20 protein-coding genes are annotated in these 21,531 nt (G+C 67.7%); 2 read left to right on the plus strand and 18 right to left on the minus strand.

The features are described from left to right. From O3W51_RS17430 to fxsT, 12 genes are all read right to left on the minus strand, one after another. Positions 1-387, minus strand: a complete 387-nt coding sequence (locus tag O3W51_RS17430; RefSeq protein ID WP_269279682.1) for a pilus assembly protein TadG-related protein — start codon at positions 385-387, stop codon at positions 1-3. 56 nt (positions 388-443) lie between these two features. Continuing rightward, the gene (locus O3W51_RS17435) at positions 444-896 is read right to left on the minus strand and encodes a TadE/TadG family type IV pilus assembly protein (protein ID WP_269286604.1); all 453 of its coding nucleotides are present in this window, start codon (positions 894-896) and stop codon (positions 444-446) included. After that, positions 893-1,297 (minus strand): TadE family protein, encoded by a 405-nt coding sequence (locus O3W51_RS17440; protein ID WP_269286606.1) that lies wholly within the window; start codon positions 1,295-1,297, stop codon positions 893-895. Before O3W51_RS17440 ends, O3W51_RS17435 begins: the two co-directional genes overlap by 4 nt. Before the next feature lie 51 nt (positions 1,298-1,348). Then, the gene (locus O3W51_RS17445) at positions 1,349-1,537 is read right to left on the minus strand and encodes a hypothetical protein (RefSeq protein WP_269286608.1); all 189 of its coding nucleotides are present in this window, start codon (positions 1,535-1,537) and stop codon (positions 1,349-1,351) included. Positions 1,538-1,559: 22 nt separating this feature from the next. Continuing rightward, positions 1,560-2,453 (minus strand): type II secretion system F family protein, encoded by an 894-nt coding sequence (locus tag O3W51_RS17450; protein WP_269286610.1) that lies wholly within the window; start codon positions 2,451-2,453, stop codon positions 1,560-1,562. Further along, a complete protein-coding gene (locus O3W51_RS17455; protein ID WP_269286612.1) occupies positions 2,450-3,364 on the minus strand; it encodes a type II secretion system F family protein in 915 nt (304 codons plus the stop codon). The genes O3W51_RS17450 and O3W51_RS17455 overlap by 4 nt, the downstream gene beginning before the upstream one ends. Before the next feature lie 112 nt (positions 3,365-3,476). Beyond that, entirely contained in the window at positions 3,477-5,033 is a 1,557-nt protein-coding gene (locus O3W51_RS17460; protein WP_269286614.1) for a CpaF family protein, read from the minus strand. Further along, positions 5,026-5,898 carry a hypothetical protein gene (locus O3W51_RS17465; protein ID WP_269286616.1) on the minus strand — a complete coding sequence of 291 codons (873 nt, stop codon included), beginning with the start codon at positions 5,896-5,898 and terminating at the stop codon, positions 5,026-5,028. Before O3W51_RS17465 ends, O3W51_RS17460 begins: the two co-directional genes overlap by 8 nt. Beyond that, positions 5,898-6,587: an SAF domain-containing protein gene (locus O3W51_RS17470; protein WP_269286618.1), complete on the minus strand. Its 690-nt coding sequence runs from the start codon at positions 6,585-6,587 to the stop codon at positions 5,898-5,900. The genes O3W51_RS17465 and O3W51_RS17470 overlap by 1 nt, the downstream gene beginning before the upstream one ends. 33 nt (positions 6,588-6,620) lie before the next feature. After that, positions 6,621-7,322, minus strand: a complete 702-nt coding sequence (locus O3W51_RS17475; RefSeq protein WP_269286620.1) for an ATP/GTP-binding protein — start codon at positions 7,320-7,322, stop codon at positions 6,621-6,623. Between the two features lie 245 nt (positions 7,323-7,567). Further along, on the minus strand, positions 7,568-7,966 hold the full coding sequence (locus O3W51_RS17480) for a hypothetical protein (RefSeq protein ID WP_269286622.1): 399 nt from the start codon (positions 7,964-7,966) through the stop codon (positions 7,568-7,570). Positions 7,967-9,105: 1,139 nt separating this feature from the next. Next, positions 9,106-11,202, minus strand: a complete 2,097-nt coding sequence (fxsT, locus tag O3W51_RS17485) for an FxSxx-COOH system tetratricopeptide repeat protein (RefSeq protein WP_269286624.1) — start codon at positions 11,200-11,202, stop codon at positions 9,106-9,108. A gap of 662 nt (positions 11,203-11,864) precedes the next feature. Here fxsT and O3W51_RS17490 point away from each other — a divergent pair. Beyond that, on the plus strand, positions 11,865-11,990 hold the full coding sequence (locus O3W51_RS17490; protein WP_269286626.1) for a hypothetical protein: 126 nt from the start codon (positions 11,865-11,867) through the stop codon (positions 11,988-11,990). 375 nt (positions 11,991-12,365) lie between these two features. On the opposite strand, the gene O3W51_RS17495 is transcribed toward O3W51_RS17490, so the two are convergent. Then, positions 12,366-13,145, minus strand: coding sequence for an XRE family transcriptional regulator (locus O3W51_RS17495; protein ID WP_269286628.1), 780 nt, complete (start codon positions 13,143-13,145; stop codon positions 12,366-12,368). A gap of 278 nt (positions 13,146-13,423) precedes the next feature. Beyond that, positions 13,424-14,026 carry a hypothetical protein gene (locus O3W51_RS17500; RefSeq protein ID WP_269286630.1) on the minus strand — a complete coding sequence of 201 codons (603 nt, stop codon included), beginning with the start codon at positions 14,024-14,026 and terminating at the stop codon, positions 13,424-13,426. A 113-nt stretch (positions 14,027-14,139) separates the two neighbouring features. Between O3W51_RS17500 and O3W51_RS17505 the strand changes: the two genes are divergently transcribed. Beyond that, a complete protein-coding gene (locus O3W51_RS17505; RefSeq protein ID WP_269286632.1) occupies positions 14,140-15,627 on the plus strand; it encodes a serine/threonine-protein kinase in 1,488 nt (495 codons plus the stop codon). Positions 15,628-15,701: 74 nt separating this feature from the next. Here O3W51_RS17505 and O3W51_RS17510 read toward each other — a convergent pair whose 3' ends face one another. From O3W51_RS17510 to O3W51_RS17525, 4 genes are all read right to left on the minus strand, one after another. Beyond that, complete coding sequence (locus O3W51_RS17510) at positions 15,702-16,106, minus strand: hypothetical protein (RefSeq protein WP_269286634.1); 405 nt, start codon at positions 16,104-16,106, stop codon at positions 15,702-15,704. After that, the gene (locus O3W51_RS17515; RefSeq protein WP_269286636.1) at positions 16,103-18,244 is read right to left on the minus strand and encodes an integrase; all 2,142 of its coding nucleotides are present in this window, start codon (positions 18,242-18,244) and stop codon (positions 16,103-16,105) included. The genes O3W51_RS17510 and O3W51_RS17515 overlap by 4 nt, the downstream gene beginning before the upstream one ends. Beyond that, the gene (locus tag O3W51_RS17520) at positions 18,241-19,887 is read right to left on the minus strand and encodes a hypothetical protein (RefSeq protein ID WP_269286638.1); all 1,647 of its coding nucleotides are present in this window, start codon (positions 19,885-19,887) and stop codon (positions 18,241-18,243) included. Before O3W51_RS17520 ends, O3W51_RS17515 begins: the two co-directional genes overlap by 4 nt. A gap of 77 nt (positions 19,888-19,964) precedes the next feature. After that, positions 19,965-21,518, minus strand: a complete 1,554-nt coding sequence (locus O3W51_RS17525; RefSeq protein ID WP_269286640.1) for a site-specific integrase — start codon at positions 21,516-21,518, stop codon at positions 19,965-19,967. Between the last annotated feature and the right edge of the window lie 13 nt (positions 21,519-21,531).

The following is a 21,531-nucleotide window of genomic DNA, read 5'->3' on the forward strand; positions in this document are numbered from 1 at the left end:
TCAACCTCCAGCTTGGGTCTGCAGATGGGCTGTCGCGCTCCCCGTCACATTGATCGTCGACTTACCGACCATGGAGGCGAACAGCGTTTGGTACGTGCTGTGGACGTGGACACTCAGGGTTCGGCCGCCGTCGGTGATCTCCACGTCGCCTTGCACGCCTGCCGCGGCGAGGTAGTCCTGCGCGGCGGTGCGGGCGGCGTCCGGGTCGATGGTGATGGCGGTGCCCTCGATGGCCTGGGCCGGGTCGAGTTGTTCGCCGGCGGTGCGGGCGGCTTCTTGGGCGAGGGAGGTGGCGCGGTTGGCGGCGTTCAGTGCGCCGCCTCCATCCACGAGCAGCCCCATGACCATGAAGATCGCCAGTGCTGCCACGGCGAAGAACAGGGACATGGAGCCGCGGTCTCCCGCCGGGCGGCACCGCTGGGCGCATCGGCGCAGCGTACGGATCATTGCCGGCCCCTGTAGGTGTCGATTGGACTCGTCCAGGTGGAAGTGAGGGTCTTGGAGCCCGGCAGGCCTGGCAGCCCGATGTCGGCAAGGTTGGCGGTGCAGGAGATCGTCACCGTGACGGTGGCTTCCGTGCCGACGTCCAAGGAGAAGCCGCCGGTGTCCACCAGCACGCTGGAGGTCTGGCAGGTGATGCCGTCACCTTCCAAACTGCGGTCGGCCGCAGTTTGCGCTTGCGACTGGGCGTGCTCACCGTCGCGCTCCAATGATGCGGCACGTGCGGCGGCGTGGGCCGCGGAGTCCACAGCACCCTCGGCGTCGACGACCCGGCCGAAGGCGACCATCAACCCCAGCAGGCCGATGACGACGGGCGCCAGGACCGCGGTCTCCAGCGCATAGCTGCCCCGGTCGCGGTGATCGCTGAGGATGCGGAGGCGGTGCGGGCGGGTCATGGGGCGGTCCAGCGCTCGATCGGGCCATCGGCGAACTGTGTGACGTCCAGTTCCAGCCCGGGCACCAGGGTCGCGACGTGACCGGTCACGGTGATGCGGATCTGTTCCGGTGTGCTGCCGGCGGAGGAGACCTGGGCGTCGCGCACGCTGTTGCCGAACTTGGCGAGGAAGTCGTCGGCCTGGCGCACGCCGTCGTCGGGGGTCGCGCCGAAGGCCCGGCCGGATTCGACGCCCTGGCGTGCGGCGGACTGGGCGACCTTGCGTGCGTGGTAGTACAGGCCGACCTGGAGGGCGGTGAAGATCAGCGCCAGGACGACGACGGCCAGGATCGCGAACTCGACGCTGGCGAATCCCCGACTGCCGCGCAGGCGCGCGGCCATGGCCCGCCGACGGTTCCGCACCTGGGCCTGCACCTTGTTCCCCCTCTCCGTGTTCTGGTCCGCACTGATCGCTCATCCGCCGTTGATGATGCCGATCTTCTCCAGGAGCTTGCCGCGGATGGCCACGACCAGCAGGCCGGCGCCCACCAGAAGCGCACCGGCGATGAGCGCCAGCTCGGTGCTGGTCTGGCCGGCATCACGGCCCGCCTTGAGCGTCGCGTACTGGCTGCGGATCCACACGGTGAGGATCTGGATATCCATGAGCTGTTCGTCTCCTGAGGGTTCAGCTGCCGAGGATGGTGATCGTGATCGGGATCATCACGAAGGTGAGCATGAGGATCACACCAGCGGTGACAGGCAGAATCATCACCGCGCTCGCCGCGTTGGCTTCGGCCTTGGCATCGGACAACAGGGCAATGCGCAACTGCCGTGCCTGGGCCTGCAAGGTGGCGTAGACCGCCGCACCGTCACCGGCCAGCGCCAGGGTGTCAGCGGGCCGGGTCAGTTCCGGGATGTCGAGTTCCTCGCCCAACTGCTTGAGCGCGTCCCACACGGTGACGCCGGACAGATCGGCCTGGTGAAACACCTGCCGCATCCGCACGAAGATCCAGCCGTCGCCGACCTCCGCGGTCTGCGTCAACGCCTGGGCCGCGCCCGAGTTCGCGATACGGGCCAGCGCGACCCGCTCCAGGTAGGAGGCGGCGGCGTGCCGCACGATCAGCCGCGCAGCGGCCGCGTCCCGGGCGACCTCCTTGCCGGGCCACACCCAGAACAAGGCGCCGAACCCGAGGGACACGAACCCGTAGGCGATGAAGTGGAAAGGACTGCCGGTCGCCGCGAGCAGAGCCTGCAGCAGCTGCGGCAGCAGCAGCCCGTACAGGGCGAACAGGAATCGCTTGCCCAGGTGCTCGGCAGGCGACTTGCGCAGCAGATTCAGGTCCTTCATCGGCAGCGTGAGGCGGCCGCCGAACTCCCGCAGCAGGCGCTCTCCGATGCGTTCGGGCAGCGAACCGGTGCGGGCGGTGTCCGCGGAGGACGGTCCGACCGTGACCTTGCCGGCGTCCAACCGGTCCAGGGCGCTGGCCAGATCCGGGCGGGCGGGCATCGCGGCCCGCACCGCCAGTCCGATCAGGGCGCCGGCTGCGGCTGCGGGCAGTACCGCGTGAACCGGGATCATCGCGTCCCCCCGAGCGTAGTGAGGTGGGCGGGCAGCGGGTCCAGCAGCCGGGGGTCGGGCTTGGTCCGGGCGATGCGGCGCAGCCACGACAGCGTCCAGGCGAACATCCCGCCGAGAATGGCCAGCACGATCTGCCCGGCCGGCGACTGGTACCAGGCGGACCAGGCGCCGTTGAGCATGCAGCCGATCACGACCACGCAGATGACGACGGAGACCATGCGGGAGCTCTTGCGGACCTTCGCACGGTCCGCTTCCACGTCGCGGGCGTCAGCGGCCTGCTGGTGAATGGTGACGGCGAGCGCCTCCAAAGCATCCGACAGCCCCGGACCTTTGTAGACGGCGTGGGACTGGAAGAGCAGCACCACATGGTCGGAGACCCCGTCGGCGAGCTCATCGGCGAACTGCGCGAAGGCCCGCTGGGCGTCGACGCCGCTGCGCAGCCGCTCGGCCAACAGCCGCACGTTCAGCGCGATCGGCGCGGGCGGGTTCTTCGCCGAGGCGCGAATGGTCTGGGTCAGGCTGATGCCCGCGGTGTGCACACCGGCCAGGTGATTGAGCCACTGCCCCAACGCCTCCAGGCGCTCGATGCGCAGCTTCGCACCCGTGCCCGGGTTGAGGACGAAGGGCAGCCCGAGCACGGCGGCCCCGGCGAGCAGGCCATGGACAGGCCACCCGGTCCAGGCCCACACGCTCACGGTGACGACGCCGGCTGTGGTGACCAGCAGGCGCCAGCGGGCACGCCAGGCCTCGGGCAGTTCCGCCTTCGCGCGACGGATACGGCCTGTTGTGCGGGACGCCGGCTTGGTTGGATCCAGGGTATGGCCGCGCACCTCCCGGACCAGGAGGAGGACAGCAAGGATCGCCAGGACCGAGCAACTGGCGGCGACCAGAGCCAACTGCGAGGTAGTCACCACGGCCTCCAGGTGCGTGCGGAACCCTGGGGCCAGCAGCAGTCAAAGCCCGCCCGCTGGGCGTCGCTGCTGAGGGGCAGGTCGTGGAAGACCGCGTCCAGGTCGGGGGCGGTCATCGGGGGCTCACTGTCTGCAGGGCGGGTCCCCACGCGCCGTGGGGATTGTCGGTCAGCCACGTGCGGTGGAACTGACCGGTGCGTTCCAGGTCGTCGATGAAACTGGGCATGTTGCGGTACAGGGCTCGGCGTTCCGTGCCGATCGGGGCGAACAGCTCGCTGGTGGTGGGGCGGCCGCCTTCGCCGACGACGTCCTGGACCTCGTAGATGTGCGAGACGAACCGGTGCTTGCGGCCACCCTGGCCGGTCTCATCGAGATAGGTGAGGTAGATGACCACGTCGATGGACGAGGCGATGAGGTGGTGGGCGGCCTCGCTGACCATGCCTGCCTCGGTGCACAGCTGCACCAGGCGGCTGATGATGGCGTGCGGGCGCCGCACGTGCATCGTGCACATCGACCCGGAGCCACCGGCAGACATCGACTGCAACATCGGCACGATCTCCGTGCTGCGGACCTCACCGACGATGACGCGCGTGGCGTTGTAGCGCAGCGCGGTGGCGAACATGTCCGACAGGGTCACCTCACCGGCCAGCCGGTTGTCGCCGGTGCGTTCCCCATTGGACGACCGGGCTTCGAAAGCGAAGGTCACCGGGCCGGGCTTCGGGCCGGGTTCGTCCAAGTACAGTTCGCGGTCTGATTCCAGGGTGACCAGGCGTTCGGCCTCCGGGATCTCCCGGCCCAGCGCGCGCAGCAAGGACGTCTTGCCGGCGCCCATGTCCCCGACGACCAGGATGTTCATCCGGGCGTGGACGCAGGCGATCAGGAATCGCTCCAGCAGCGGATTGATCGAGCCCCAGCGGACGAGCTCGCTCATGCCGTGCTGCCGGATGCGGTGCTTGCGGATCACCACCGAAGGACGACTGGTCAACATTGATGCCGTCACCCGCGACCCGTCGGGCATCCGGAACCCGACCATCGGCGAGGCCTGCGTCAGCGCGCGCTCGCCGTTCCCGGACAGCCCCGCCATCCGATTGACCCAAGCAATGAGCTCATCATGGGTATCAGCGACGCGCTCGATGGTTTGCCGCGGCCGGTCGAAGTACTCGACGTGCGCCCGGGTGCCGTCGACCATCAGGTCCTCGACACCCTCCTGGTCCAAGAGCGCCTGGAGCCGACCGCCGCGGTACATCGCATCGAAGACGGCGGTCCCGATGACCGCTTCCTGCTCGGCGGTCAGCGGCGCATTGCCCTGGGCGTACAGGGCACCCCACTCGGCGACCGTGGAGGTGGCCAGGGACCGGGCCAGGGCCCGCCGGTCGTCCTCGGCCAAAGTCCGGTTGGGGTCCCGAGTGCTGAGCTGCTGGGAGACTTTGACTTGCAGGTCCTCGATGACGTCCCAACCCACCGGCAGCCCGCCCGGGAAATCCGTCAGGAGCGGCACCGCAGCCGGCCCGGCCGCTGCCGGTTGCGCGGGCTGCTCGGGCAGTGGGTGAGGTTGAGCCGGATCCGGTCGGCGCGTTCCGATGTGGGTGGTGAGCAGGTTGGCCAGCTCATCGCGGCCCATGGGTGCGGGGTGACCGTTGAGGCCGGGCCGCTGGTGGGTGTCAGCCACGTCCAAGCCCCTTTGTCTGGGTCAGGCGCTGCAGGGCCCCGGCCAGTTGCGGGTTGCCCTGCCAGGCCGGCAGCTGCTGATGGATACGACGCCGAGACGCGGCGGCTTCCAGCTGCTCGGTGGCGGTGCGAGCGTGCCGCAGGAAAGGACTACGGGCGTGCCCGCGCGGCGGGCGCCCGCCGTTCGTGAGGTAGCCAGCCGTGTCCGGGTCCCACGGCAGAGCGGCCAGCACCGGTGTCTTGAGGGCTTCAGCGACCTGATGGGCCCGATAGGAGGCTTCCTCGATCAGCAGCAGCCCCAGCGCATCGGCTCCGGTGCCGTGCTCCTCGAGTTCCGCGCGGAGCGGTTCGATCACATGCCGGGCCAGCGTCAGGGACTGATCGGTGCCACGAACCACCAACAGCACCAGGTCGGCCCGGTGCAGCAAGGGCGCCGGCGTCAAAGTGGGGTGCAGATGCCCGGACTCCAACGCCAACCGGCCGGCATCGATGAAGACGTGGTACCCGGCCTCAGCCGCCATGACATGCAGGACATCCGACAGGGCCGGCCATGTCCGGCCCAGCGCAGCAGCCTGCGCCGGGTCGGTCAGACCGGGCAGCAGCCTACGGTGACCAGCCTCATCCATCGCCCACAAGTGCGAGGCGAACGCGTTGGCCATCGCCTCCGGGCCCGTTCGCTCAGCGGCGGCCAGGTGGTACAGCCCGAAGCCAGCACCGACCTGGCCTTGGAGGAAGCCAGCCCGAATCGTGCCGCCCGCCGGATCACACTCGGCGAGCAACGAGGGGCGCGTGGAGGCCAGAGCCAGAGCCAGGGCGGTCGTGGTGACGCCGCCCGATTTGGCGGAGACCAGCGCAGTAACCGGCATCAGCTGCTCCGGGGCTCACGGACCAGCGCGATGCGACCCATCACGGCACGGGTCGCCAGCAGCGGCCCATCGGTAGTGGCTACGGCGAGGTTGACCACGACAGTGCCGGAAGCGTCCGGTCGGGAGACCGAGACAACCACGGCGCTGATGGACGACGGCTGGCCCTCGTTCTTGGCGTTGGGCTGGTCACCCTGGGCGGGTGTGGTGACCGCGAGGACCTTGTCACCGGCCGCCAGAGTGCCGGAAGGACTCTGACCTCGCTTGACCTGCACCCCGACCTGCTGCTTGTCGTCACCGAGACCGGTGCCGGCACCGAGTTGGGAGCTGGTCAGCAGGCCGCCCTTGCGCAGGTCGACAGCGGTGCGCTTACCGACGACACTGCTGCGATCGGCCGCGCGTACCGGTGTCAGAGCGCCATCGGCGGAGACCTCCGCAACCGCCAGATCGGCGTCGGTGAGGGTCTGACCTGCGGGGACATCGCGGGCGATGGCCAGTACTTTGACGCGGTTGCTGGCGGAGGTGACGGCCGCGGCCGCGCCCAGGCCGGCCAGGACCGCCAAGACGATGCACAACGCCACGACGGCCCACCGGCGCTCCCGCTTGACCGGAGCCGCGGTGGTGATGGGGATCTCGGGGCGGCCCGGGCTCTGCGGGCGCGGCACCGACGGCGCGGTGACGGGGGGTTCCATACGGTGATCGGCCTCTCGAGTCTGCGTGGTGCGTTAGTTGAGGACCTGGACCTCAGCCACGGTGACGTCCACGGCACTGTTGCGGACCTCGGTGAGCTGACCGGTCTGTCCGCCGCCCTGCCAGTCGATCGTCCACGTTGATGTCGCGGTGACGTGGAAGGTGCCGGCCGGTTGGGAGGAGGACGCCTGGATGTAGCGGTATCCGCAGTCGGGGGAAGGAGCCTTGCCGTACTCCGCCTTGTACGGCGTGCCTGCCGTGGTGCAGGTGAGCGAGTTGCCGTCGCCCATGGTCCAGACGATCTTTGAGACCTTTGCTGTGGCGACCACCGTCACGGCTCCGGCGGAAGCGCTCGCGGTATTCGGCCCGTAGGTCTCGGCAGACTTGGTCGTCCAGAGGTAGACCGGCATGCCAACGACGCCCTTGCCTCCAGGCTTGGGAGTAATGCCGATCGCGGGACCGAGGAGCGTCATCTTGTCCACCGCTTCTCGGGCCAGCTGGGCTGGATCAACGACCACGGCCGCGGGATCGGTGGCAGAGAAGAAGGTGCCGCCCTGCAGCGGCCGGCCAGGGCAGATGACGTTGTAGAACTGGCCCTTGTCACCGGGCTTCCATCCGGCGGGCAGCCCGACGGTGAGCGGTACGACCGGGTCATCGGCGGCGGGCTGTGGGACGAGGGGCCGCCAGTAGCACTGACCGTTGGGGTTGAAGGTTCCCATCTCGGTCTGGCAGGGCACGACCTTGCCATCGATTGCGCAGACAGGCGCGTTCGGGTGGCCGCCCCCGGGTTTCGGAGGGTTTCCCGGTGTGGTGGTGCCTGGACTTCCGGGGTCCTGGGCGTTGACGTCGCAGTCGAGGACCTTTGGCGGGCATTGCACACCGCCGCCTGGTCCCGGTGTGGGCGGACCGGCCAGCGCCACCTGTTGCGAAACGCCCACGAGTGCCAACGCCAGGATGGCGGCCGCAACTCCGGCCCGCGGCCTCAGCATGTCCGGTCCCGGTCGATGACCGAGGTATAGATCTTCCAGGTACCCGTCTTGCTACGTTCGGCCGTGGACATCACGATGTGCCGGCGGCTCCCCGTGTACGTGGACTTGACCGGTACGCCGGTCTTGGCGTTGGTCTCGTAGTAGTGATTGGAGTCGACGCAGTCGACGATGGTGGCTTTCAGCGGGACCGACTGCAGGCTGATTCCGGTGACGTTCGGAGCTCGCGTCACAGCCCCCTTCATGACGGTGCCCTTCTGCTGGTAGTAGAAGACCGTCGCTTCGATGTCGGTCAAAGCTGTGTGGGCGGCGTACTTCCCCAACGAAGGATCAACCTTCGCCTGCGCATACGAGTGCCCCTCCGCCTGCGACAAGCCCTGATAGACCGCCAGCACCTTCTGCTTCTCGGCCGCATCAGGATCAACCGAGTGAGTGGGCGACGGGGGAGCGCTGGAAGGCTTGACCCCTGAACTGTCGTCGTTGGAACCACACCCGACAACAAGCACGCATGCGACTGCCAAGCCGACGCAAGCCGTGATCCCGCGCAGTCCCCGTACGCGGCCGCGCGGGTATTGCTGAGCCGACCTCACGTGAGCCTCCCCCATCGTTGGCTTGTGCATGATCCGCGCTGAGACACGCGTGCCAGAATGAGGGGCAACCGCCCCGATCATGCTGTGTGATCGCGTGATCGCGAAGTGTTGTACATGGCACCCTATGACGTAGTCGTGCCAGGTCAAATGGGGTTCCTGGGACAGTTGAGGCGCGAAGCGGCGGTTTACCTGACAAACAGGTTCTCCGATTGCCTGTGCTGATCCTGCCGGGCCCACGCGCAGTCGACGGCCAGGGGCACCCGTCAGCCACCTGCGCCACTCCGAGAACTCCATGCTCACCCTTTCGCATTCGATCGAGCCGTCGATTGTGCTCCTGCAACCTCTCTGCGCGGTATGGGGCGTTCTCCGTGCGGCGCCCAAGCCGGTGCACCGCGGCCCGGTAGGTCAACTGCCGGCGGTGTCAGCAGATCCTGGAGGGTGCCGTGCCCATCGCTCTGCTCGGCCCAGCCCTCCACCAGACGCGCCACAACAATGCCCGCGAGGCGCTGGTACTCCTCAGGCCGCTGTTCCCGGCTGCCAAGCCACGGAAGGTTGCGGGCGTGATCGCACAGTGCTTCCAGCTCAGCGAGCAGCGGGGTGGACAGGGCCGGGCCAGAGGCCGGCGTCTCGCATCCGAGGCGAGGAGGCGTGGTGGCGGTGCGGCGGAAACGGCGCATAGGAGGCTCCCGAGGTCGGACAGCCGGACGGATTCCGGGTGTACAACTACGGGAAGTCCTCCGAACGGGTGGGATGTGACCGCAAGGGTCGATGAATTGGCGAAGGGCTTGGCGACCAGCCCGGCACGGCTCCTTGTGCTGGGCGCCGCGCCGACCCGATCGCAGTCTGCCACCGTCCTGCCGATCGTTGTGAGTCGCACCGCGCTCAACTCGGTTCCGCGGTTGGGCGAGCGGTCAGAAGCGCTTCCGGGATGCTGGCAGCCGCGCCTATTCCAGACCTGCCGCCCTCCGCCAGTACGCCAAGATCTGGCGAGTACCCATGGTGTGGGGATGGCCAGGGCCGAGCACCCGGACCGACCGGGCCAGAGCGTCCTCGAACGCTGCGACCGCACCCTCCAGATCTCCGGTCCGGCCCCGCACGCTTGCCAAGTTGTTGTGGGCAGTGAGGGTCTGCGGGTGATCCGGGCCCAGCACCCGGAGGAAGTCAACCAGCACCTCCTCGTGTCTGGAGACGGCATCCGGGTCCCCCGCCAGACCTCGCATGCTCGCGAGATTGCTGCGGTTGATGAGCGTGTTGGGGTGATCGGGACCGAGAGCTCGCAGCTGATCTCCTAACAATTCCTCGAGCGTGGCGACCGCACCTGTCGGGTTCCCTGTCCGGCCTCGCCAAGTCGCCAGTGAGTTGCGGGTGGACAGGGTATCCGGGTGGTCGGGGCCGAGTGCTCGTAGCTGATCGGTCAGCAACTCCTCGATGGCGGCGGTCGCCCCTGCAGCATCACCCGTTCTACCCCGCAAGGATGCCAGGTGGGCACGGGTGGTCAGGGTGTTGCGGTGTTCGGAACCATGGAGCGTCAGCTGAGCCCGCAGCAATTCCGCGAACGTGGAGAGTGCCCATGCTGTATCCCCTAGTTGGCCACGCGCGTGCGCCAGGTTGCCCCAGGTGATGAGGGTGCCTGGGTGGTCGGGGCCGAGTGCTCGTAGCTGATCGGCCAGCAACTCCTCGAACGCGGTGGCCGCACCCATCACGTCCCCAACCTCACGAAGCCAGTTGGCCTGGTTGCCTCGGGCGGTCAGAGTGTCGGGATGATCAGGGCCAAGATGTTCGAGAGCAGCGGTGTGCAGTTCAGCGGATGCGGCGATGGCGGCGGTCACCTGTCCGGCCTTACCGAGGCTGGTGGCGGCCAGGAACAGGACCGGGTGGCCCCCGGTATCGAGGTTCCATAGGGCAGCGCCTGCGGCTTGGTGAACGGCCGTGGTGTTGGCCTGCAGCATTTGAACGAGTTCATCGCGTTCGGTCTGCGGCCACACCGCGAGCAGCGCGTCGGCGGCGGTTTCGGCCAGCGCCGCGAACAGCTCCGGTCCTTGGTGGGGTTGGGCGGAGAGGTTCTCTCGAGTGGCGCGCTGGACGAGTTGGTGGACGCGGACCTCGCGATGGATGGCAGCCCGGTCGTGGTTGATCAGGTTGTGCCGGTGAAGCACCCGCAACGACTCATCCACGACCTGAGCGTTCAGCCCAGCTATCGGTGCCGGATCGAGCAGGTAGCTGGCCAGGTAGTCCAAGGCGGGAGGGCTGGACAAGACGATCTGAGGGATGCCGCCGGGGTCAAGGACGCTGGCTAAAGACAGAACCGGCCGGGCCAGGCCAGCCGGTTCTGCACGATCGGCGAGATCGATAGACAACTCCCAGATTGCCGTGACAATCCGTTCATGGTCATCAGGCAGATTCTGTTCGTCCGGGACTGTACGAGCCAGCAGACGCTTCGCCAGCAGATGTCGGTAGGCGGCGCACTCGATGTCGCTGTTGCGGATGTAGGTTGCGGCCTGCGCCAATGCCAGCGGCAGATATCCCAGCTCCTCTGCGAGAGCATCGGCCTGGTCGGTGTCGAAGACAGCGCTGGCGAGCTTGGCGTGCAGGTAAGTACGGGCCTCGGTGGGGGTGAAGGTGCTGACTTCGACCATGGTCCGATCCACGCCTGCGAGGGCCGCGTCACGCAGCCGGGTTGTGACCACCACCTGCCCCCCCGCCGCCGAGACCCCCGCTGCCGGCCACAGACTTCTGAGGTCACCGGCGCCCCGTACGTCGTCGAGCACTACCAGCCACCACCGCTCCGTTGTGGTCTCCGCCCATGCTAGAAACTCCCGCGCGGCGCCTTCGGGATCGGCGGGGTCGGCCAGCGGCAATTCCAACCGCAGCGCGGCATCGGCGTAGGCGGACACCACGCCGTCACGTGTCGCGGCGTTCACCCACACCAGCAGACCGACACCCAGCTCCCAAGCCTGGCGAGCATAGGCGGCCGCCATCTGGGTCTTGCCGACCCCACCCATCCCCGACAGAATCCGGGTCGCCGCCTGGGTGAGGGTCACTGTGTCGCCATCACCCGCCGTCCGTTCCAACCGGGCGGGCCCACTCCGGTCCTGGAGACAATCCGCCGGCCGCGGCACCACTCCAACTCGGATCTGCTCGGCCGCCTCAGGTAGAGCTGACGGGTGCTCGCGCGGTGGCCGGCCCCCCTTTCCCAAGCCGGTTTGGCGCTCCTCCCTGGCTCGCCGCCACGCTTCCTCCCACCAAGCGTCCGCTGGTGGCACGAACGATGGCGATTTCTGCCGGGCGCGACCCCGCAAGAAGACAACCAGCCACTGCGCGGTCCTTGCATCGGACGGGACATTCTTGCCGTTGCGCCAGTCGCCCCACGACGACGATGTCACTTTCACCGGCGGCACCTGCACTGAGGCATTGTGCGTGATCGCTGCGCCAGTTGGGTGGCCAGCCGCGTTCCACAACGCCCGCAACGCCCCCGTCCACACCTCAGTCGCATCTAGCGGCTCATTCACGTCCCTGCCCCCTAGCTACCGGAATCCGGACCGCAATAGCTCCGGAAATCCCGACCACGCCCATGCCCCGAGGCCACCAGCCTGCCTGCCCTGACAAGCAGTCCGGGCCAGAACCGGAAAACCATCCGGACAATTCCCCTCGACGGCGAACGGCCAGGCACTCCGCCAAGGCCGCCACCCTAAAAGGGGCCATCATGGTCAACCGTCCACTCCTTCGCCGCCTCGCCCGGATCGCAGTCGAGGGCGCGGTCCGCGGCGGCGCCGCCGCCGTCGCATCCGCCCCCATTCAGCTCGCCATCTGGTGGATCACCCACAAGTAGCCTCGGACCCCGAGTGTCCTTTGCGCCCCTCCCAGAGAGGGGCGCAAAGGATTTCGGACTCAGGTGCACTCGGGAGCCCCCGACGCGCGTCGGTTGTCTCGCTGACCGGCACGTCGGGGGCTCTTCGAGATGATCTAGGCCGCGAGGCGCGATCAGAGCGCCACAGCCATATGCTCAGCCCCGCCACTCAAACCTGGTCGACCCCGGCGATGTCGGATGCCAGGGGGCGAGCGAGTTCGCGGATCTGCGGCGTCAGTTTCGCCGGAAGTGAGAGTCCCGAGCTCGGCGGGTGCTCTACCTAGTTGCGACTGACCGAATGCGCGATGCGAAGAGCTAGGAATCGTGGTCGTCAATCGGAGTGGGGATGGAAAGCGCTCAGTGCGCCAGCTTCTGGACGAAGGATTGGACCGCCGGGCTGCGGGAATCTTTGAGGATCAGTGTGTTGGCGAGATGGTGGGCCCGGGTGTTGATGGCGTCGGCATGGCGCTGGACGCGTAGGGCGATGCTGCCGTGCGTGAGGGCAACATCGAGGCCGCCGAGGGCTGCGTGGGCGTCGGCGAGGTCGAGATGGGCGATGGCGGCGCGGGTGGGGGAGCGGTACGCCGCGCTGTCGTACTCAGTGACGGCATCTTCCGCGGCCGCGCGTGCCGGGCGGGGTTGTCCGAGGGCGAGGTAGCTGGTGGCGTCAAAGCTCAGAAGCCGCACCTGGTCGGCGGAGAACAGACCACTGGCGTGCGGCGGCAGACCCGCAGCGGCTTCATGCGCGAGGCGCCGTGCAGATACAAATGCGTCGGCGTTCCCACTACGGGCTTGGGCGCGGGCGGTCTGTGCGGCGAGTCGGACGCGGGCCGCTGTGGAGGTGGCGGCGGTCAGGCCCCGGAAGGCGTAGTCGGCCGCGCGCTGCGGCTGATCGGCATACAGGCAGGTGGTAGCAGCAGCGTCGTCAGCCCACGCGCAGACGTCTCCCATACCGGCGGCTGTCCCGTGAGCGCGGGCGTCAGCGCAGTACGCCAGCGCGGTTTGAGGCTCACCGAGATCATGGGCGAGCCAGGCCAGCACCACGGACAGCATTCCCGCCGCATGCGCGAGCTCTTGCGCTTGGCCCAGCGTGTGCCGCCCATCCAGCAGACGGGCCGCGTACTTGCGGACCGCCATGACCCGGGGCCAGGTTGCCGCAGCGGGGGAGGCGGCATAGTCGGCGGCGAACGCCTCGATCTGCTCCTGTAGCTGATCCAGGGTTCCCGACCCGAGATCGGTGCGCTCCAGCTCCTGAGCGAACGCGAAGGCGTCGGTCCACTGAAGGCGGCCCCATGGTGAGGGACGCGGCGGCGGTGAAGGTGACGAGTTTGAGGGCAGTGCGGCGGTTCATGGCGTCTCCTCCCGAGCACGGGCTCCGGAATCGGTGGACGTGTCACCGCTCTCCGTCTTAATGGTCAGCTGGCGAGAGCGAGCTCCGTTCGGGCGTGGTGGAGGAAGTCCTGGACTCGCTGCTCTGTCCTCCAGGGTTGGAGGGCGGTGGTGAAGTCGCGTACGTAGTCGAGTGCGCGGGTGGATTGGACTCGGGAGAGGATCGTCACGGCTTGGTGGCCGAGTTCCAGGCCCTGGTCGAGGTCCCGTGCCTGGAGGTGGACGGTGCCCACGACGGTCAGGCGCAGCCCCACAGAGCGGGTGTAGAGGCCGGCGGGTGTGGCGGCGGCTTGGTTGTTCCAGGCGAGTGCGGCCTTGGGGTTGTGCAGGTCGCGGCTGATCTCGACGGCGTCGGAGGACATGCGGGTGTGGGTGACGTAGTTGATCCAGTCGGGCTCGCTGTCAGGACAGGCGCGGCCGATCAGATGCTCGGATTCAGCCAGGGCCCTGAACGCTGCGCGGGTGTCACCGGCCCGCCCGTGCGCGCGGGCCTCGATGAGCTTGGTGAAGGCGAGAACGCGGGGGGCGGCAACGTCCTTCGCGCGCTCGAAGGCGCCTTGGGTCATGTCGATGGCTTCGCTGGGCCACCCGCGCAGCAGGGCCTGCAGCGCCATGGTCTTCCCTGTCAAGTGAATGTGTTCAGGTTCTGAGCGTGTCGAAGGTGCGCTCACGAGCTCAGAGGTCGCTACGATTTTCGACTGGCTGTGTGAACAGGACCTATTGAGCGTGGGGGTGTTAGCGAGTGGCCGACGAGGTGACCTTCATTGGTCAGTCTGGCAAGGCTTGGCGCTACTGGGAGAGCAAGCCGCTCGGGAAGCCGGGTGGCTTTGGTGGTGTCTACGAGGCCGAGGGCCCGGACGGATCACCCATGGCGGTCAAGGTCGTTCCGAAAGAACACCCTTGGGGAAGGCTCGACGATCGGCTCCTGCAGCGAGAGGTCCACATCGGCAAGCGAGTAGCTGAAAGCGGCAGCGGAATGCTGCTGCCGGTGATCGACGCCGCCGACGCTGGCGACTCCATGCTCTTGGTCATGCAACGGGCCCAGGGCGTGCTGGCGTCGGGCCCGATGGCCGAGGCCGAGGCGGTAACGGCCTTGGTGGACATCGCGACGGGTCTCCAGGACCTGCACTCGATCCCGATCACGCACCGGGACCTCAAGCCGGCGAACGTGTTGCGCCACGAGGACAGGTGGAAGCTCGGGGACTTCGGGATCGCCCGGGATGAGGAGATTGGAACCGGCGACCCGACGTTCCGTGGGGCGGGTACGTTGCCCTACATGGCACCGGAACTGTGGGAACTGAAGTCCCCCACGGTCAAGACCGACTTGTACGCGCTGGGGTGCCTAGCGTTCGAACTGCTGGCTGGTGTAACGCCGTTCACCGGGGACAGGGACGCGATCCGCGACGGCCACCTGAACCAGACCCCACCGGATGCGCCCTGCAGCGACACCGTGCTCAAGAACCTCATCCGCCGACTCCTGGCGAAGCGGCCGGAGGATCGCCCGCAGGATGCCCGAGCTGTGGTCGAGCGGCTAAGCCGGGTGCTGGTACCCCGTACTCCGGTCCAGGAGGCTATCGCGCGCGGTCTCGGAGCCCATGCCGCCGACCAGGCTCGCGCTGAATCCGAACGCTTGCTCGCGCAGGTGGCCGAGGACGTGCATCGCCAGCAGGGCGCCCAGGCCAAGGCCGATCTGCGCGAGATCATGGAGGACGCGCTCACCGACCTGCAGGCAGTCGAGCCGAGCGCGGCCCTCGAAGTACGGGAAACCACCAGGGGCTCTCACAGGGCGGTGCCGGACCTCAGGCTGACTGCCAACGCAGTCAGGCTCCGGGTCGACCTGTGGGAAGGAATGACCACGGACCAGCCAGTCCCGAACGACACGATGGTCCTGGCTGGCTGCGTCGTGATCACCAACCCGAGCTACAGCACCGAGCTGACCTCGGCCAACGTTGTCTACGAGCAGGTTGGTGACCGCCTCGTATGGCAGATCTACAAGTTCCGCAGCGGTATGGTGCCGCGAGAGAAGTACCGCTTCGGGCCGTACGGACGCACCCATGGGTTCCAGCACGGCGAGTTCTTCAACTCTCAGGAGCGGTACTTCATGCTCCACCCGGCACTGCATGTCTGGAACAAGACCGTCGAGGTGCTGACCGCCGAGACTCTCTTGAACCTGTTCCAGGAAGCTGTTGACCTTCGGCCCCCGGACCCGCGAACCGGCCTGTGGTCGTGAAGCCCCCATCTGGCCTGTTCCCGACAGCATTGGTGCTGTCGGGAACAGGCCAGATCGGTTCTCACACCAGGTGATCAGGGCTTCGGGAGGCGTACAACGTTGTCGGGCAGTCGGGCCTGGTCCTCGGCCGTGCGCAACCGGTCGGCCAGGACCGCGCTGGCGAGCGAGAGGTGGGCGACCCGGTCCTTCAAGCCGGAGTTCTCCGTCGTCAAGTCGGAGACCCGCTCCTTCAGCTTGCTGACGCTCTTCCGGAGCCGCGTCTCGCCCTCCGGGACCTGTGTCGTTTCGGTGCGGACGCGTTCGTAGAACTCGTTCTTCAGGTCCGCATGCCGCTTGAGTAGGGCCATACGGTGGACGCCCGCCTCAGCGGCCAAGGCGACGACCGTCAGGCTTCCGTTGGAGACGGTGGCCTGGCCGGACAGGAGCCGGTCGATGGCCTCACGGATGCGGGTGCGTTCGTCGTGGTGCTGTTCGTTCATGTCACGGCCTCAGCTGATTGGGCGGTGGCGTCGTGGATGTCGGCGACCGCGCGTAGGCGATCGGCGTTGTGCTTCAGCCTCCGCCCGACGGGCTCGGGGGCCGCGGCGGCCAGGGAGTCGAGCTCACGGGCTCGTATCCGCAGGTCGACAGCGTGGGCGTCGGTGCGGACCGCGTTGCCGCAGCCCAGCTCGCAAGCGAACTGGTTCGGCGCGACGGCGTTCGACTCCGGCTCGCAGAGCGCGTTGTCGCGCTTGAAGACGCAGATCAGGTGGGCGTCGGGGTTGTCGAACAGCACCAGGCCATCGCGCGCCAGGAAGGTGGCGGCCTTCTTGGCGAACTTGGAGGTGACGATCCTGCCCTCGAACCTGGGCGTGATCGCGGCGGCAGTCAGCGCCCGGCGGGCGGCTGGACCGGAGATCTTCTCGCCGGCCGCCATGCGGTCGTTCAGCTTGGCCGCAGTGTCGGCCGCCGCCCTCACCGTCTCAATGTCGAGCTCCGCGTGGATGCCGCGCCGGCTGCGAGTGCCGTAGCCAATGGACGTGCGGGCGTCCAGGATGGTGCGCATATGCCCGTACTGAATCGCCAGCGCGATCAGGCCGCCCGGACGGCGGGCGACATGCCAGGCCAACGTCCTGCGGAACCGGCTCAACCAGATTCTGCCGTGCGGGTCCTCCGGGATGGACTGCTCGGAAAGTCCCTGCGCGTGAGCCTCCCGGTTCGCCCAGGCCACAAAGTCCTCGACCCGGTAGTTCAAGCCGATCGCCTTCAAGGCGCCATGGCCGCCCCGCCGCCCACCAGCATCGAGGTGGGCAGCACTGAGCAGGAGTTCACCCTCAGGGACCATGCGCTCCAGGACACGGATGGCGCGGACGACAGGAATGATCGCGGTCCACGGGACCGCACGCTCCTCACCGGCCGAGAGGTGGTTACCGTCATCGTCGGTAACGTTCTTGAAGTGGTAGCTGTAGATCAGGTGCCGACCGGCGGTGCCGTCCGGCCGGGGTCCAGGGTCAGGGCAGCAGCCGGAGCGCAGGCCCTGAACCTCCTGTGGCCGCATACCAGTTAAATAGAGACAAATAACCGCCGCGGCGGTGCCCAGATGCCGCCTCAGCTCGTTGACTTCGTCGAAGTCCATGTGTTTCCGCCACGGCCGGCCGTTGATGTGTCCAGTAACTGCCAGAGGCAGAGGACACGGCCCGGGCCGCTCTGCCGCCAGTCGGGCGAGACCGTGCTGGGCCTTGAACATGTCGACCTGACGAACGCTGGCTCCGGTCATGGCGGCGATGAAATTCCGCGCGATAGTCACGGTGCCCTTGTGCTGAGTGGTCGGTAGGGGGGCGCCGGAGCGAGCGAGCGGCAGCAGGTATGCCTCCAGAGCGGCCCGTCCCTTAGGAGTCGAAAGGGTCGTGCTGGCAAGGTCGGCCATGCGGCGCCGCTCGGCCCAGGCCGCCAGAATGTCGTCGGCGAAGTCCTCGACCATCCGGATCGCCCAGACCAACAGGGGACCGATGACCTGCGGATCCAGTGGTTCTGTCGAGTTCTCCCCGCCTGCCCCTTTCTCTTCGGGTAGGTAGTCGTCGATCCCCTCGGCAACCCAGGGAGGCTGGAGAATCCCCAGTGGCTGGGCAGCGATCTGGTCGAACGCCCACAGATCTGTCAGCCGGCCCAGGACCTTCTGTGCTTGGTCTCGGCTGATGCCGTCCGCTCGGTGGGCGGCATAAGCGGCGAAGAGCTCCGGAGTGCAGTCGATAACGCTGGTGATGCCCTGCTTGGCCAGCCAGCGGGCCAGAGAGAACCACTCGTAACAGGTATGCCGCATTTCGCCGGGTGAGGTCCGGCTTCGGGCAAGGGGCCCACGTGTCTGCAGGTAGGTCGGACGGAGCTGACCATTGATCAGACACCAGGTGACCCGCCTCAGCTGGTCGCGCATCTCCGCCGGACACAGCTTCCAGCTGATGGACCGAAGGCTGGTGCTGGGGTTGTCGATGAGTGGGGCCAAGGGCCAGACCGGATCCCTGTAGCGGCCATTTGGGTGGCGGTTGTCGGGCAAGATCCACTGCAGCAACACGACGGGGCTGTTCGGGGTGGGTGTAGCCAGGATGTAAGGGTCGGTCTCGACGGCGGGGACAGCGGTCACGGCGCGAGGTCTTCTTTCAAAAGGAGGCGGACGAGGGCACGGTCGGTGTCGCTGACCCGGGTCAGCGCGGCGTCCCAAGCGGCGGGACTGACCTTCTCGCGCAGGTCCTCCAGCCGTAGCAGATGATTGCGCCAACGGCTGTTCCAGAGGTTGTCAGGCATGACGGAGCGCATGCTGTCCAGCTGCTGATGCAGGTATGCGAGGCGGGCGTGATGGCCGGGGTGCACGTGCGCGTTGCGGCAGGCCAGGCAGAGCAGGAAGTCCGCCCCGCAGCCGCCGCTGGACGTCGGCCAGGGACTGGAGCTCTCGTCCGCGCAGTCCGCAGTTGCGGTCTCCTGATGGCTCGGGCTCGGGGCATCGGCCAGCTGGCCGCCGAAGGCGATGGCCCGCGCCATTCCCAGAGCCTCCAGGGCGCCCTCCTCGAAGACTTCCCGAGAAGCCGACTGGACGCGCTTGTCCGGCAAGACGTAGGTGCTCTGGTGGGTTTGCTGGGTGTGCTGCAGCGGCCGCCCCTCCTCCACCACCGTGCTTCGCCGGGTCCGCTGGAACGGCGAACCGCCGAGCTTGTGGCTCCTCGCCCAGGCCCTCGCATCGGCGGAGGATATGCCGAACCGGAGGGGGCCAATCGGCCGAGGCCGGTCCAAGTCGCCGCTCTGGCGGCCTTGCACGCTGGTTCGGGAGGTGATCAGCAGGTCGGTGCCAGGTATCAGGCGGGCGGCGAGAGCCCGGCCGTGAACGGTGGCCTCCAGCGCCTGGGAGATCAGTCTGCCCGGAGAGTCGGCACCCGAGTCGGTGATGTTCTCGGTCGAGAACCACCGCCCGCCGCCGGCTCGGCGCTTCTCCAACTGCACGTGATAGGTCACCGCCTTCGTCTCGCCAGCCGACGGTGCCGTTGTAGGAGCCGGCAGGCGATGGTAAAGGGAGAGGTTCCAGGCGAACCGGTCTGTCAGAAGGACCCCCAGGGCGGTCGCCTCGTTCTGCGTCAGAAACAGCCGTCCCCACGTCCGTGCCACGCCTTCGCCTCCGAGCAAGCGGGCGCTCTTGACCGAAGTCCGCCCATCTGGCCTCCTGGTCCGAGGCACGTCACCGTTGTGGGCGAGGAATTCCAGGATCTCGCCGATCCTCCACTCCCGGCTGCCCTCGGGCAGGTCGCCCGCCCGCCAGCGCTCAAGCAGTTCAGTGTTCTCCCGGATGCGCATCCACGCGGTGCGGAACTGCCGCCGAGCCGTCAGCAACACTCGCTCCCGCTCCGCCTCGCCGTAGGACTGCTTGCTCGGCTTAGTCCTGGGCACGCGTCGCGCGAGCTCTTCCGCCACTGGGCCGCTGGCCAGCCGAGTATCCCGCCGCAGCAGCACCCGCGTACTGCCCAGAGCATGCCGACCGCTACCAATATTGCGTTGGCGCCAGCGCTTCATCATGGCCCCGGTCAAGCCATCCAGGTCATCCGGGGCCTGTTCCTGACTGGCCAGGAAGCGCATGAAGGCCAGCAGATCATTCCAGTAGGTCTCGGCACTGGCGTGCGAAGTCCAGTGACGTGACTGGCCAGCGAACGCCTTGGCCAGCGAACGCTGCATCGGCTCAGGGGCCGGCAGCTCGGCGAAGTCGAACTCCCTCAAGAACCCGGCCTTGTTGATCACTGTCACGACCAGCCCGTCCGGGGCCAAAGCCCTGGGGCCTCGGTGATCGCGGGGTGGTGGCACCGCACGGCGCCCACGCCCGCTCACAGGCTCACTGCCGGCACTGAGTCGACCACCTCGTCAACCAGGAACTCCACGTCCTGGATCCCGGCGCTCTCCCGCGCCAGTCGGGCGAACACCCCGTCCAGGTCCTCAATCTCCCGCTTCCCAGGGTCAGTGTCCGCGGCCGCCAGGATTGACTCCAGCCGCAGGTGCGACACCGGCGCGAGGTAGTGGCGCTTGGTGGTCTCCACATCTGCGTGCCCCAACAGCGTCATGACCAGAAACCACGGGTCGCCAAACAGCAGCGCGAAGTCCCTTCGATCCTTGGCGGTCAGCCCGAACCTGGTCTCCATCAGCTGGTTCAACACGATCAGCATGTAGAGCGCCATCGAGTGTCGGGCCGAGTGCGGCGTCGCCCACGGCGACTTGCCCCGCACCTCCGCCAGTCGGAAATTCCGCCCAAGCTCCCGCTCTTGCTGGGTCAGCAGGACCTCCTCGCAGCGCAGGTTCGCGTTCCTGAACACCGTGTTCCAGCGGTCCGGCAGCATCGGCAGACCCTGCTCGGTCAGCCACAGCCATGCCGGCTCCGGGCCCTCGCGGCCCTCCAGGAACAGCCACTGCCGCTCCCGCCAGCCCAGCCGCGCAAGCGCCTGTTCGCCCTCCACCCCGTCCCGGTCCACCCATCGAGCCTTCGGCTCCCGCCCCCGCGTCAGTTCGGTGACCAGCCGCATGTACGGCAGGCGCTCGTACCTCCCCACTTCCTGAGCCCGCCCAATTGCCCAGGCCCGCTCCGACTGCACATACGCCTCGACCTGACCCAGCGCATCAACACTCGCGTAAAACGTCCGGCTCCGCTTAGACCGCGTCAAAGCCGCGGCGACCTGGCCGTGACAGAACCTCCCGTGCCGCAGCTGTTGTGTGGGCAGCTCGAACGTCAGCAGAGAGCCGCCCTCCTGACGACGCATCCCCGAACTCAGCTGCAGCTGTACGAAGGAAGTGTTGCGTTCCTCAGTCCGCGCGTCCCATCCCGCTGCCGGAGCCCCCTGACGGGTGTGGCCGCGAAGTCCGATGTTCGACCACAGTCCCCACGTGCGCGGTGTGAGCCACGAGACTCGGGCGCTCACCGAGTCCGCAGCCCGGTCCTCCCGCCGTCCCACATCCACCGGCATCGGGACCGCCTTTGCCCACTTGTACAGGCGCGTGAATGCTGCAGCCTCACGGTTCCACTTCGTCCCGCTGACCCGCTGCGGATTCAGCGGGGAGTTGCACCGCCAGTCCCGGTAGTCCGACAGGTCTTGTCCCGTCGCCTCCCGCCACCGCACCGCCCGAGACGACAGAAAGTTCAGCAACAGCCGGATATCCGTCCCGTAGTTCCGCTTTGTCTCACGCTCCAGCCCGCGGAACTCCATCGACCGGACGAAGTCCAGCAGGTCGACATCCACCTCGAACTCCGGCGAGACAAACACCGGGTCTCCTGGCTTCAACCCGATCTTGGCCACCGCCGCCGGAAGATCTTGGACCCCGAGCACCCCCTCTACCGGCAGCTGCCCCCATCCCTCCGGATCGGGTACCCACACCACGAGCCACTCGTCCACGTACAACCTCTCT

The organism is Streptomyces sp. H39-C1 (assembly GCF_027158125.1).
Lineage (GTDB): Bacteria > Actinomycetota > Actinomycetes > Streptomycetales > Streptomycetaceae > Actinacidiphila > Actinacidiphila fildesensis.

Bases quoted from the DNA above. Each gene is read 5' to 3' on its own strand.
- O3W51_RS17445 (WP_269286608.1), bottom strand. From the start codon at position 1,537: ATGGATATCCAGATCCTCACCGTGTGGATCCGCAGCCAGTACGCGACG.
- O3W51_RS17495 (WP_269286628.1), bottom strand. From the start codon at position 13,145: ATGGCGGTCCGCAAGTACGCGGCCCGTCTGCTGGATGGGCGGCACACG.
- O3W51_RS17470 (WP_269286618.1), bottom strand. From the start codon at position 6,587: ATGGAACCCCCCGTCACCGCGCCGTCGGTGCCGCGCCCGCAGAGCCCG.
- O3W51_RS17465 (WP_269286616.1), bottom strand. From the start codon at position 5,898: ATGCCGGTTACTGCGCTGGTCTCCGCCAAATCGGGCGGCGTCACCACG.
- O3W51_RS17430 (WP_269279682.1), bottom strand. From the start codon at position 387: ATGTCCCTGTTCTTCGCCGTGGCAGCACTGGCGATCTTCATGGTCATG.
- O3W51_RS17510 (WP_269286634.1), bottom strand. From the start codon at position 16,106: ATGAACGAACAGCACCACGACGAACGCACCCGCATCCGTGAGGCCATC.
- O3W51_RS17435 (WP_269286604.1), bottom strand. From the start codon at position 896: ATGACCCGCCCGCACCGCCTCCGCATCCTCAGCGATCACCGCGACCGG.
- O3W51_RS17490 (WP_269286626.1), top strand. From the start codon at position 11,865: ATGGTCAACCGTCCACTCCTTCGCCGCCTCGCCCGGATCGCAGTCGAG.
- O3W51_RS17450 (WP_269286610.1), bottom strand. From the start codon at position 2,453: ATGATCCCGGTTCACGCGGTACTGCCCGCAGCCGCAGCCGGCGCCCTG.